Source organism: Cupriavidus sp. BIS7 (genome assembly GCF_000292345.1).
In the GTDB taxonomy this organism is placed as follows: domain Bacteria; phylum Pseudomonadota; class Gammaproteobacteria; order Burkholderiales; family Burkholderiaceae; genus Cupriavidus.
Genome location: NZ_ALOU01000004.1, coordinates 1 through 13,070 on the forward strand (window position 1 = coordinate 1; position 13,070 = coordinate 13,070).

At 61.2% G+C, this 13,070-nt stretch carries 11 protein-coding genes; 10 read left to right on the plus strand and 1 reads right to left on the minus strand.

Annotated features, from left to right (window positions below):
- The 6 genes from B552_RS26985 to B552_RS26990 all read left to right on the plus strand — a co-directional run.
- A partial coding sequence (locus tag B552_RS26985; protein ID WP_019447115.1) for a DUF2345 domain-containing protein occupies window positions 1-546 on the plus strand: 546 nt, incomplete at its 5' end.
- A complete protein-coding gene (locus tag B552_RS0100960) occupies window positions 543-2,516 on the plus strand; it encodes a phospholipase D-like domain-containing protein (RefSeq protein WP_019447116.1) in 1,974 nt (657 codons plus the stop codon). The genes B552_RS26985 and B552_RS0100960, both read left to right, overlap by 4 nt.
- Window positions 2,517-2,585: 69 nt before the next feature.
- Window positions 2,586-3,776, plus strand: coding sequence for a sel1 repeat family protein (locus B552_RS0100965; RefSeq protein ID WP_019447117.1), 1,191 nt, complete (start codon window positions 2,586-2,588; stop codon window positions 3,774-3,776).
- A 70-nt stretch (window positions 3,777-3,846) separates the two neighbouring features.
- Window positions 3,847-5,034, plus strand: a complete 1,188-nt coding sequence (locus tag B552_RS0100970; protein WP_019447118.1) for a sel1 repeat family protein — start codon at window positions 3,847-3,849, stop codon at window positions 5,032-5,034.
- A 70-nt stretch (window positions 5,035-5,104) separates the two neighbouring features.
- Window positions 5,105-6,301 (plus strand): sel1 repeat family protein, encoded by a 1,197-nt coding sequence (locus B552_RS0100975; protein WP_019447119.1) that lies wholly within the window; start codon window positions 5,105-5,107, stop codon window positions 6,299-6,301.
- 70 nt (window positions 6,302-6,371) lie between these two features.
- Entirely contained in the window at window positions 6,372-7,418 is a 1,047-nt protein-coding gene (locus B552_RS26990) for a sel1 repeat family protein (RefSeq protein ID WP_019447120.1), read from the plus strand.
- Here the strand turns inward: B552_RS26990 and B552_RS0100985 are convergent.
- Window positions 7,387-8,706 (minus strand): MFS transporter, encoded by a 1,320-nt coding sequence (locus B552_RS0100985; RefSeq protein ID WP_019447121.1) that lies wholly within the window; start codon window positions 8,704-8,706, stop codon window positions 7,387-7,389. The genes B552_RS26990 and B552_RS0100985 overlap by 32 nt on opposite strands.
- 148 nt (window positions 8,707-8,854) lie before the next feature.
- Between B552_RS0100985 and cyoA the strand changes: the two genes are divergently transcribed.
- The 4 genes from cyoA (at window position 8,855) to cyoD (ending at window position 13,060) form a co-directional block, all read left to right on the plus strand.
- Window positions 8,855-9,904, plus strand: a complete 1,050-nt coding sequence (gene cyoA, locus B552_RS0100990; protein ID WP_026035168.1) for a ubiquinol oxidase subunit II — start codon at window positions 8,855-8,857, stop codon at window positions 9,902-9,904.
- Window positions 9,905-9,982: 78 nt separating this feature from the next.
- Complete coding sequence (gene cyoB, locus B552_RS0100995) at window positions 9,983-11,986, plus strand: cytochrome o ubiquinol oxidase subunit I (protein ID WP_019447123.1); 2,004 nt, start codon at window positions 9,983-9,985, stop codon at window positions 11,984-11,986.
- Window positions 11,979-12,635: a cytochrome o ubiquinol oxidase subunit III gene (gene cyoC, locus B552_RS0101000; RefSeq protein ID WP_019447124.1), complete on the plus strand. Its 657-nt coding sequence runs from the start codon at window positions 11,979-11,981 to the stop codon at window positions 12,633-12,635. Before cyoB ends, cyoC begins: the two co-directional genes overlap by 8 nt.
- A complete protein-coding gene (cyoD, locus tag B552_RS0101005; RefSeq protein ID WP_019447125.1) occupies window positions 12,632-13,060 on the plus strand; it encodes a cytochrome o ubiquinol oxidase subunit IV in 429 nt (142 codons plus the stop codon). Before cyoC ends, cyoD begins: the two co-directional genes overlap by 4 nt.
- The last annotated feature ends 10 nt before the right edge of the window (window positions 13,061-13,070 follow it).

A 13,070-nucleotide genomic window follows, 5' to 3' on the forward strand; every position in this document is an offset into this window, starting at 1 on the left:
AACGGGCGCGTGGTGATCGAGGCCCAAAAGGAGTTGCTGCTCAAGTGCGGCGGGTCCTATCTGCGCATGACATCGACCGGGATCGAGGACGGCACGCGCGGGGATCGGAACAGCAAGGCGGCGGCGTTCGGCAGGCAGGGGCCGGCATCGCTGCTGGACCCCGAGCCGCTGCGCAACAAGTTACCGGCGTTGCCGTTGTTCCTGGATACCGTGGCATCGCCCGCTTCGCGCTCGGCGATTCCTGTCGGCATGCCGTACCGGCTCCTAGTCGATGGTGTCACGGTCAAGGAAGGTGTCATGGATGAAAGCGGCCAGATTCCTGTCGATCATCGGCGGGGCGCGCAGGACTATCGAATCGAGTATGCCAACGGCGTGAGCTTCAACATCCCGTTGACCGAAGCGTTCCGGGGAGAGCCCGGCAATGGGCAACTGGCCAACAAGGGTTTCCATTTCTACGAAAAAGGGGCGCAAGGCAGAGAAGTTGACCGGGCTTGGCATCGACAGAATTTCCAGCAATTGCTTATTCCCAACCAGGAGAAAGAATGAGCCGAAACCCGGAGATCACCGCCCCGCTTGCTACGAACGAATGCCGCCGTGCGACGCTTGCCCTGCCATGGATCGTGCAGTGTGCCGAGTACGATCCAGAGCAGGCAACTTTCAAGCCATTGGTAAACGGCGCCAGGGCTTTCGAAGCGGTCTACGACGCGATTGCCGCCGCCAAGCGTACCGTAGACATCATCTGCTGGGGCTTCCAGCCGTCGATGTACTTCAAACGCGGCGCCGATGGGAAGAACACGTTGCCCATCGGTGAACTGCTTGAAAAGAAAGGCAAGGAGGGGGTCAAGATCCGGCTGCTGGTCTGGACGGACAGCCTGAACGCCGCCCAGTTCGTGGAGAACATGACGCCCGGCAACAACGTGGCGTCATACCGTGGCGATACGCGCAGCTCGTTACAGCGCAAGTTCGACCGGGAATGGTACCGGCGCGCCAATCTCAATAACGTCACGAAACTGCTGACTGACGCACGGATCGTGAAGTCTGTTGTCATGCCCGCGGCGGTGGCCGCCGAGCTTGCCGGCAGTGCCATCGGGAAGTGGGTGCAAAAGGATAAAGCCCTGACCAATATCGAGTTTGCCACGCGAGACTTCGACCTGAGGGATCGCGCCGAGATTGCATGGCGTTCCTGGGTGAAGGGCGCCTATGCGGATCGCACCGACGCCGAAAAGGGGGTGAATGCGTTCGCCATGAGCCTTGAGCCTTCTCACCACCAGAAGATGGTGCTGGTGGACTATGAGGACATCGAGCGCGCAGTGGGATTCGTCATGGGCCACAACACACTTGACGAATACTGGGACACCGATGACCACAGTTGCTACTCCTCGCATCCGCAGATGGGGCGCAACGGCGAGCACCCTCGGCAGGATATCTCCAGCCGCGTCACCGGGCCGATCCTGCGCAATCTGAACACGAACTTCTGCCAGGCCTGGGACGACGCCACGGGCCAGAAGCTTGCGCAGGCGCGCAAGGAAGCCGATGCGGCCACCATGAAGTCGTCTGCCCGCCGCGACTTCGACACGCCAGTTATGGCTCAGATCCTGCGCACCCAGCCACAACACACCGAGGCACAGCACGCGAAGCCACAGCACGCTGAGCCACAAACTGGCAAAGGCCGCGTGCGTGATATCGAGAGGATGTACTTCCAGGCCGTCAATAACACCACCAACTTCATCTACATCGAGAATCAGTATTTCCGGTTCCCGCCGCTGGTGGAAAAGCTCAAGGAACTGATCGGCAAATACAAGGAGTGCAAGCGCGACGATCCGCTGTACCTGTTTGTGGTCACCAACGCCAGTGAAGGCGGCATTGGCCCGGGTACGTTCCACACCTTCCGCATGCTGCAAGCGCTGGGGCGGGCGGACACCATCAGCGGTATCGCACGGCTGGAGCGTACCGAAGGGCTGAAGCGGCAATACGAAGCGGTGCGCAACGAGAAAGTCGGGCCAGGCGCCCCCGCAGAAGCCAAGCGCGCGGCGCTGGAAGACCTCAAGCGGCAAATCCGGGAGTCGGAGAATGCGCCTGTCCTCGAGGAACCCATCGAAGGGCTGAAGGTACACGTGTGTTCGCTCGTGGCGCCCAATTCGCCAGCGGGCAAGCCGTGGGAGTTCGTGTACATCCATTCCAAGCTGATGATCGTGGACGATGTGTTCATGACGCTGGGGTCGGCCAACATCAACACGCGCAGCATGATGGTGGACAGCGAACTGAACATCTGCCACGAGCACATGGACGTGACGCAGCCGCTGCGGGAACGGCTATGGGGAATTCATACCAAGGGACTGGGCGTAGGGCAAAAGTCAAAGAGTGGGCGGCTGGATGCGGCTGACGCCTTTGACGATTGGGACCGGATCATCACAGAGAACAAGAAGCGGCAGCGTGGCAGAACTACCACGCATGAACCCTACGCGTCGCTCGTCGAATTCAACTACACCGGCACCACACGCAGTTATTGGGATTGAGTGATGAAGGCCCAACTCGCTGCCCTATTGGCCGTACTTAGCCTGACTGCCTGTTCCGAGGAGAACCGTTTGTCCAATCTGCCAGACCCGGCCACCGTACGCGCCGACCTCGCATTCACCTGCATTCACGAAGCCGACCGCCTGCCGCCGCTCGATCCGGAGGCCGATCAGCTATTCCAATATGGCCGCTATCTGCAGAAACGGCGGGGGCCGAAGGACTTCGACCAGATCGTTCGGTACTACCGCATCGCGGCTGCGCATGGGCATTACAAGGCCAACCACAATGCACAACTGCTGGTGTCGCGAGGCAAGGCGCAATCGCCATATGCGATGCGTGAGTCGGTGGACTGGGCCACGCAACTGGTCGAGCAAGAGGTGCCGATTGGATACTACGACGTTGGTCATTACCTGCAACTGGGCTACGGCTTTAAGCAAGATGAGGAGATGGCACTGCGCTATATCCGAAAAGCGGCGGATCTTGGTAACCCCGACGCCCAGTACCATGTCGCTGAGCTGTTGGCGCCATCTGATATGGCACCGGAGGTCGCTCGCCAAATGTGGAAGTGCGCCGCACAGCAAGGCCACGGGAAGGCTGCCATTGAGCTTGGCGTGGATCTGAAGTATGACAAACGGTATCAGGAAGCGGCGGAGGCATTTCAGCTAGGGACGGCTGCAGGCCACAGTACGTCGGCGTCCTACCTGGAACATGCGTTCAACGCACCACCGCCTTCCAATCAAGGTGACTACCTCGCCCTGCCTCACGACCCCGAACGCGTACGCCGTTACAAGTTGATTCGAGATTTCCTGCATCGCAATACCTCACGCAACCCCAAGCTCCCCGACATCGAGCAGATCGTTCCGCTGCCGCCGGCCGATCTCCCTCCCTGGGACGGCACGTTCCAATGGCAGAAGGAACAGGAGCAGATTCCCGAGCAGCCCTCGCAAGCGTTGATGGAGAAACTGGCCAAGGCCAAAAATCTGGACCCCGCCACCGGCCTGGGCCTGCCTCCACCGCCAAAGGCTGCACTGGGCACATGCGTGAACACCGGCGATATTTGTCCGGAGTCTGGCTTCTGGCGGGCGTTAGGGGAAAGTGGCGCCCCATACCATGACGCCACCTTCCATTTCAGCAAGGGCAAGACGATGCCCGTGTATATCTTCGCGCGGCCGCGCCTGTTCGCGCTGCTTGACCGCTGGCTGGGCCCGGATTGGGTGACTTTCGACGTGCAGTGGCGGCTGGTGGGGTATGGCGATGCGTAGCGTGCGTAGAGTTGTTGCGATAGGCCTTCTGGCCGGATTTTCCTTGACCGGCTGTTCCAAGGAGAATCCGTTGCCCAAGTTGCCAGACCCGGCCACCGTACGCGCCGACCTCGCATTCACCTGCATTCACGAAACCGACCACCTGCCGCCGCTCGATCCGGAGGCCGATCAACTGTTCCAATACGGCCGCTACCTGCAGAAACGCAAGGGGTCGAAAGACTTTGATGAAATCGTGCGGTACTACCGCATTGCCGCCGCGCATGGCCACTACAAAGCTAACCACAACGCGCAGCTGCTAGTGTCGCGGGGAAAGGCCAAATCGCCCTATGCGATGCGTGAGTCGATCGACTGGGCCACGCAGCTGGTCGAACAGGACGTGCCGATGGGCTACTACGACGTTGGCCATTACCTGAAACTCGGTTACGGCTTCAAGCAGAACGAGGACATGGCACTGCGCTACATCCGCAAGGCGGCGGATCTGGGTAACCCCGACGCCCAGTACCATGTTGCGGAGTTGTTGGCGTCGTCCAGTATGACACGCGACATTGCCCGTCAAATGTGGAGATGCGCTGCACAGCAAGGCCATGGGGAAGCCGCAGTTAACATTGGCGTGGACCTCAAGTATGACAAACGCTATAAGGAAGCAACGGAGGCGTTTCAGTTAGGGACGGCTGCGGGCTACAGCATGTCAGCTTCGTACTTGGAGCATGCGTTCAACGCACCACCATCCGACGATCTCAACTACCTTGCCCTGTCTCATGACCCCGAACGCGTGCGTCGATATGACCTGATAGGAAAATTTCTCGACAAACACGAACCACGCAACCCCAAGGTCCCCGACATCGACCAGATCGTGCCACTACCGCCGGCCGAACTCCCACCCTGGGACGGCACGTTCCAGTGGCTGAAGGAACAGGAACAGGTTCCCGAGCAACCCTCGGAAGCGTTGATGCAAAAGCTGGCGAAGGCCAGGAACCTCGACCCCGCCACGGGTCTGCCCCTGCCGCCACCGCCCAAGGCGGCACTGGGCACATGCGTGAACACCGGCGAGCGTTGTCCGGAGTCGGGCCTCTGGCGGGCGTTAGGGGAAAGTGGCGCCCCATACCATGACGCCACCTTCTATTTCAGCAAGGGCAAGACGATGCCCGTGTATATCTTCGCGCGGCCGCGCCTGTTCTCGCTGCTTGACCGCTGGCTGGGCCCGGATTGGGTGACTTTCGACGTGCAGTGGCGGCTGGTGGGGTATGGCGATGCGTAGCGTGCGTAGAGGTGTTGCGCTATGCCTTCTGGTCGGATTTTCCTTGACCGGCTGTTCCAAGGAGAATCCGTTGCCCAAGTTGCCAGACTTTGCCGAGGTGCGCGCCGACCTCGCATTCTCCTGCATCCACGAGGCCGACCACCTGCCACCGCTCGATCCGGAGGCCGATCAACTGTTCCAATACGCGCGTTACCTACAGAAACGCAACGGGCCAAAGGACTTTGACGAGATCGTTCGGCATTACCGAATTGCCGCCGCGCATGGCCATTACAAAGCCAACCACAACGCGCAACTACTGGTGTCTCGGGGCAAAGCCAAATCGCCCTATGCAACGCGTGAGTCAATTGACTGGGCCACGCAACTGGTCGAGCAAGACGTGCCGATGGGCTACTACGACGTTGGCCACTACCTGAAGCTCGGTTACGGCTTCAAGCAAAACGAGGACATGGCGCTTCGCTATATCCGTAAGGCGGCGGATATGGGTAACCCTGAGGCACAGTATTACGTTAGCAAACTGCTAGCACCGGCTTCCATTGCGCCAGACATTGCACGCCAGATGCGACGATGTGCGGCGGAGCAAGGGCATGGTGAAGCAGCCGTCGACCTTGGCTACGCTCTCAAGAGCGACAAACTGTATCGGCAAGCGGCTGAGGCATTCCAGTTGGGCGTAGCAGCTGGAGACAGTTTGGGCGCGCTGAAGCTGGAGAAGGCTTTCGACGCGCCTCCGCCAACAGAAGAACTCAGATTCCTCGCCCTGCCTCACGACCCAGAGCGCGTACGCCGTTATAAGTTGATTCGAGACTTCTTGCACCGCAACGAGCCATACAAACCAAAGATCCCCGACATTGACCAGATTGTCCCGCTGCCTCCCGCGGAACTCCCACCCTGGGACGGCACGTTCCAATGGGAGAAGGAACAGGCAGAGGCTGTGCCGCCAGAGAAGCCGTCCGACGAACTGATCCGCCGATTGAGCCGGGACAAGGGCCTTGACCCCGCCACGGGTCTGCCACTGCCGCCACCGCCCAGGTCCGCGCTGGGCACATGCGTGAATACCGGCGAGCGTTGTCCGGAGTCTGGCCTCTGGCGGGCGTTAGGGGGGAGTGGCGCCCCATACATCGACGCCACCTTCCATTTCAGCAAGGGCAACACGATGCCCGTGTATATCTTCGCGCAGCCGCGCCTGTTCGCGCTGCTTGACCGCTGCCTGGGTCCAGATTGGGTGAGTAATCCCGTGCAGTGGCAACTGGTGGGGTATGACAATGCGTAGCGTGCGTAGAGGTGTTGCGCTATGCCTTCTGGTCGGATTTTCCTTGACCGGCTGCTCCAAGGAGAATCCCTTGTCCAAGCTGCCTGACCTTGCCGAGGTGCACGCCAACCTCGCGTTCACCTGCATCCACGAGGCCGACCACCTGCCGCCGCTCGATCCGGAGGCCGATCAGTTATTCACGTACGGCCGCCATCTGCAGAAACGCAAGGGGCCGAAAGACTTTGACGAGATCGTGCGGTACTACCGCATTGCCGCCGCGCATGGCCACTACAAAGCTAACCACAACGCGCAGCTGCTGGTGTCGTGGGGAAAGGCTAAATCGCCCTATGCGATGCGTGAGTCGATCGACTGGGCCACGCAACTGGTGGAGCAGAACGTGCCAATGGGGTACTACGACGTCGGCCATTATCTGAAACTCGGTTACGGCTTCAAGCAGAACGAGGACATGGCACTGCGCTACATCCGTAAGGCGGCGGACATGGGAAACCCCGATGCGCAGTATTACATTGGCGAGATGCTGGCGCCGGCTTCCATTGCACCGGACATTGCACGCCAGATGCGGCGCTGTGCGGCAGAGCAAGGGCATGGAAAAGCGGCCAATGCGCTTGGCGTGGACCTTCAAAATGACAAGCGTTATCAAGAAGCGGCACAGGCTTTTCAGTTAGGGACGGCTGCGGGCCACAGTACGTCGGCGTACTACTTGAAGCATGCATTCAAAGCGCCTCCCCCCTCCGACGAACTCAACTACCTCGCTCTTCCTAACGATCCTGAGCGCGCAAAACGCTACGAGCAGATCTGGCGGTTTCTCGTCAAAAACGAGTCTTACAACCCCAAGCTCCCCGACATCGACCAGATCGTCCCGCTGCCGCCTGCCGAACTCCCCCCCTGGGACGGCACGTTCCAATGGCAGAAGGAACAGGAGCAGATTCCCGAGCAGCCCTCGGAAGCGTTGATGCAAAAGCTGGCCAAGGCCAAAAATCTGGACCCCGCCACGGGCCTGCCCCTGCCGCCACCACCCAAGGCCGCGCTGGGCACGTGCCCATGCACACCTTCAAACGGCCACGCCTGTCTCCCACTGCCCGCCATCACTCGTCAGGGGTACCAAGCGCGCGGTTGATGCGCAACGCCACCAGCGTGCCCACCACGCCAGACAACAGGTACACGCTGACCGCGCCGAGACCGAACAGCGAAGAAAGCCCCAGCGCCACCAATGGTGCAAAGGCCGCGCCGAACAGCCACGCGAAGTCCGTGGTCAGTGCGGCACCCGTGTAGCGGTAGCGGCGCTCGAAATTCGACGTCACGACGCCTGCCGACTGCCCGTATGACAAACCGAGCAGGCCGAACCCTATCAGGATGAACAGGTCCTGCCCCGTGGCGCCGCCATCGAGCAGCCACGGGCTGAACAGGCTGAATATGCCGATCAGCACGGCCATCACCGCCAGTGTGGTGCGGCGGCCGATGCGGTCCGCAATCGATCCCGAGATCAGCGTGCCGATGAATGCGATGACCGCACCCACGATCTGGATCGCCAGCACGTCGGTAATGTCCTGTGTCTTGTGCAGGCTAACCCAGGACAGCGGGAACACCGTGACCAGGTGGAACAGCGCATAGCTGGCAAGCGCCGTGAATGCACCGAGGAAGATGTTGAAGCCCTGCGCGTTCACCATCTGCAGCGTGCTGATCGGTTCGAGTTCGTCTTCCTCAAGCAGCCGCGTGTACTCGTGCGTCACCACCAGGCGCAGCCGCGCGAACAGCGCCACCACGTTGATGGCGAATGCGACGTAGAACGGATAGCGCCAGCCCCACTCGATGAACTCTTCCGGCGTCAGGCTTGCACGCAGGAACAGGAACAACGCGCCCGCCACGATAAAGCCCGTTGGCGCGCCAAGCTGCCCGACCATTGCGTACCAGCCGCGCTTGTTCTCCGGCGCATTTAGCGCCAGCAGCGAAGGCAATCCATCCCACGAACCGCCGAATGCAATGCCCTGCAGGAAACGGAACAACGCCAGCAGGTAGATGGACGTGCTGCCGATCGACGCATACGACGGCAGGAAGGCGATCCCCACCGTGGCGGTGCCGAGCAGGAACAGCGACGCCGTCAGCTTGATGCCGCGCCCCCATCGCCGCTGGATGCGCATGAACAGCGTCGTGCCGAACGGCCTCCCGACGAACGCGAACGAAAAAATCGCAAAGCTGTAGAGCAGGCCGGCCAGCTCGCTTGCAAACGGAAAGTAGACAGCCGGGAATACGAGCACCGAGGCGATGCCGTACGTGAAAAAGTCAAAGTACTCCGACGCGCGTCCGATCACCACACCGGTGGCAATCTCGGCTGGCGCCACCTCATGATGGCCTGGAGCCGGAGGTGCAGTGGGCGACGTGCGATGCTGGTGGGAAAGACTGGCCATCGTGGAGTCTCCTTTGAGCAAGGGAGGGATGTCGTACTGCACTTAAAGTCCCTGCACTCACAAGAATAGCGCCTAAACTGCAACAGGAAATCGAAAGATCGTTGGGGTCACCTCAACCCGACGTTAATCAGACGCCACTTCCGAGACCATGCCACGCTCCGATGCAGCAGTGCCACCACTAGGTGTGACAGGAAGGTTGCTTTTGCGTTGCGCAGCGCTCGCGTTGCTAGCGAGTCTGGCCGGCTGCAATGCAGTGCTGCTTTCGCCATCCGGCGACATGGCCGTGCGCCAGCGCGACCTGATCATCATCGCCACATGTCTGATGCTGCTGATCATCGTCCCGGTGATCTTCCTCACGCTGCTGTTCGCGTGGCGCTACCGGGAAAGCGCTCCCAACGCTACCTACAACCCCGAGTGGGATCATTCGACGGTACTGGAACTGGCGATCTGGGCCGCGCCGCTGATGATCATCATCGCGCTTGGCGCGGTGACCTGGGTCAGCACCCACCAGCTCGATCCGTACCGGCCGCTGGTGCGGCTTGACGAACGCCGGGCTGTTTCGGCCGAAGTGAAGCCGCTCACGGTGGAAGTGGTGGCGATGGACTGGAAGTGGCTGTTCCTGTATCCCGAGCAAGGCATTGCCACGGTCAACGAACTCGCGGCCCCGGTCGATCGCCCGATCGCGTTCCGGATCACCTCCACGTCGGTCATGAACGCGTTCTTCGTGCCATCGCTGGCCGGCATGGTCTACGCGATGCCTGGCATGGAAACCAAGCTCCACGCCGTCATCAACAAGCCCGGCGTCTATGATGGATTTTCGTCCAACTACAGCGGCGCGGGCTTCTCGCATATGCGCTTCAAGTTCCACGGCATGTCTGACGAGGATTTCGATCAATGGGTCAAGCAAGCCAGGTCATCGGGCAGCACGCTTTCGAAGGACGTCTACCTGAAGCTGGCCCAGCCCAGCGAAAGCGAGCCGGTACAACGCTACGCCAGCGTGGCGCCCCAGCTCTACGACCTGATCCTGAACCGTTGCGTGGAAGGCGGCGCGTGCATGGCCGACACCATGGCGCTGGACCGCAGCCGCGGCAAGTTCGATCCGTCCGGCGAGGTCTGCACTGCGAGCAACACGCCTCTCGACGCGCCGGCATTTGCGTCGGATTCCGCGATGAACGACGGCAGGCGGCTGTTGCGGTGAGCGGGGCTTGACGGCCCTTTCCGGCTTTCGCCAATCTTCATCGGCCAATTTTGGTCAACACAGGCCCAGGTGACAAACATGCCCGAGCGCTCCGAACTCGCCAACCTGATTTTCGGCCGACTGTCGTGGGAGGCCATTCCATACCATGAGCCAATACTGCTGGGGACATTCGCCGCCGTGCTGGTGGGCGGGCTGGCGCTGGTGGTGCTGCTGACCTACTTCCGCGCGTGGGGCTACCTCTGGCGCGAGTGGTTCACCAGCATCGACCACAAGCGGATCGGCATCATGTACGTCGTGCTGGGCATCGTGATGCTGCTGCGCGGCTTTGCCGACGCGGTCATGATGCGCATGCAGCAGGCCATCGCGTTTGGCGACAACGCCGGATTCCTGCCACCCCATCACTACGACCAGATCTTCACCGCGCACGGCGTGATCATGATCTTCTTCGTGGCCATGCCGCTGGTCACGGGGCTGATGAACTTTGTCATGCCACTGCAGATCGGCGCACGCGACGTGGCCTTCCCTTTCCTCAACAACTTCAGCTTCTGGATGACCACGGGCGGTGCCATCCTGGTCATGATGTCGCTGTTCGTTGGAGAATTCGCGCGGACCGGCTGGCTGGCCTACCCGCCGCTTTCCGGCATCATCCACAGCCCAGACGTTGGCGTCGATTACTACATATGGGCGCTGCAGATAGCGGGCGTGGGGACAGTGCTGTCAGGGATCAACCTGCTGGTGACCATCGTCAAGATGCGCGCGCCGGGCATGACGCTGATGCGCATGCCGATCTTCACGTGGACATCGCTGTGCACCAACGTGCTGATCATCGCCGCGTTCCCGGTGCTGACCGCCGCACTGGCGCTGCTGGCGCTCGACCGCTACGTGGGCACGAACTTCTTCACGGCCGACCAGGGCGGCAGCGCGATGATGTACGTGAACCTGATCTGGATCTGGGGCCACCCCGAGGTCTACATCCTTGTGCTGCCGGTGTTCGGCGTGTTCTCGGAGGTGGTGGCCACGTTCTGCCGCAAGCGGCTGTTCGGCTATGCGTCGATGGTGTATGCAACGGTCGTCATCACGGTGCTGTCCTATCTGGTCTGGCTGCACCACTTCTTCACGATGGGCTCGGGCGCAAGCGTCAACTCGTTCTTCGGGATCACGACGATGATCATCTCGATCCCGACCGGCGCCAAGATCTTCAACTGGCTGTTCACGATGTACCACGGCAAGATCCGTTTCGAGCCGCCGATGCTGTGGACGCTCGGCTTCATGATCACGTTCGTGATCGGCGGCATGACCGGTGTGCTGCTGGCCGTACCGCCCGCGGATTTCTCGCTGCACAACAGCCTGTTCCTGATCGCCCACTTCCACAACGTGATCATCGGCGGCGTGCTGTTCGGGCTGATGGCCGGCATCAGCTACTGGTTCCCCAAGGCGTTCGGCTTCCGCCTGGTGTCGTCGTGGGGCAAGGCTTCGTTCTGGTTCTGGTTCGTCGGCTTCTACTTCGCGTTCATGCCGCTGTACTGGCTTGGCCTGCTCGGCGTGACCCGCCGCATGAACCATTTCGACGACGCATCGCTGCAGATCTGGTTCCAGCTTGCCGCGTTTGGCGCGCTGCTGATCGCCATCGGCATTGCCTGCTTCCTGATCCAGCTCGTGGTCAGCTTCATGCGGCGCGAGGAGCTGCGCGACGTGACCGGCGACCCATGGAATGCCCGCACGCTGGAGTGGTCCACGTCCTCGCCGCCGCCGCAGTACAACTTCGCGTTCACGCCGGTGGTGCATGACACGGACGCCTGGTGGCACATGAAGCAGAACGGCTACCAGCGGCCGGAGCAGGGCTTCATACCGATCCACATGCCGAAGAACACCGCGGCTGGCATCGTGCTGGCAGGGCTCGCCACCACATGCGGCTTCGCGCTGATCTGGCATATCTGGTGGCTGGCCATCGCGGCGTTCGCGGCCACCATCATCTCGGCGATCATCCATACCTTCAACTACAAGCGCGACTACTACCTTCCGGCCGAGCAGGTGGTCCGGACCGAAGCTGCGCGCACCAACCTGATGGCCGGCCATGGTTGAGACGACACTTCCCCTCCACGCCACCGGAACCGCCTCGGCGGACGAAATACCTCCGGGCGGCTACCAGTTCTACGTGACCGAGGAGGTGCATCCGCAGAACGGGACGCTGCTCGGATTCTGGCTCTACCTGATGAGCGACTGCTTGATATTCGCGTGCCTGTTTGCCGCCTACGGCGTGCTGGGCCGGGAATACGCGGGGGGCCCGAGCGGGGCCGAGATCTTCGAACTGCCGCTGGTAGCGCTGAACACGTCGTTCCTGCTGATCTCGTCGATCACGTATGGCTTCGCGATGCTTCAGATGCAGCAGAACCGCGTCTCCGGCACGCAGATCTGGCTCGCCATCACGGGCGTCTTCGGCGCGGCGTTCCTGACGGTGGAACTATACGAGTTCGCGCACCTTGTACATGAAGGCGCCGGCCCGCAGCGCAGCGCGTTCCTGACGTCATTCTTCTCGCTGGTGGGCACGCACGGCCTGCACGTGACAAGCGGCATTATCTGGCTGATCGTGCTGATGACACAGGTGGCGCGCCATGGACTGATCACGGCCAACAAGCGCAGGCTCATGTGCCTGTCGATGTTCTGGCACTTTCTTGACGTCGTGTGGATCGGCGTCTTTACCTTTGTCTACCTGATGGGAGCGCTGCCATGAGCGCGCAAGACCACGCGATGGATGACCACGGGCACGGCCACGGACATGAAGAGGAAGTGGGGCCGCACGCAACGTTGGGCGGCTATCTGACGGGCTTCGTGCTGTCGGTGTTCCTGACGGCCGTGCCGTTCTGGCTTGTGATGGGCAACGTCTTCAGCAAGTCGTCGACGACCGCAATCGTCATCCTTCTGATCGGCGCGGTGCAGATCGTGGTGCACATGATCTACTTCCTGCATATGAACGCCAAATCCGAGGGCGGCTGGAACATGCTGTCGCTGATGTTCACGCTGACGCTTGTCGTGATCACGCTGACGGGATCGCTGTGGGTGATGTTCCACCTGAACAGCAACATGATGCCGCAGATGCAGCGCGCCCAGCCGGCAGAGGAATCGGGCGGCACCATCGTGCCGCCCCGGACGAAGTAGCGCGCCTTAG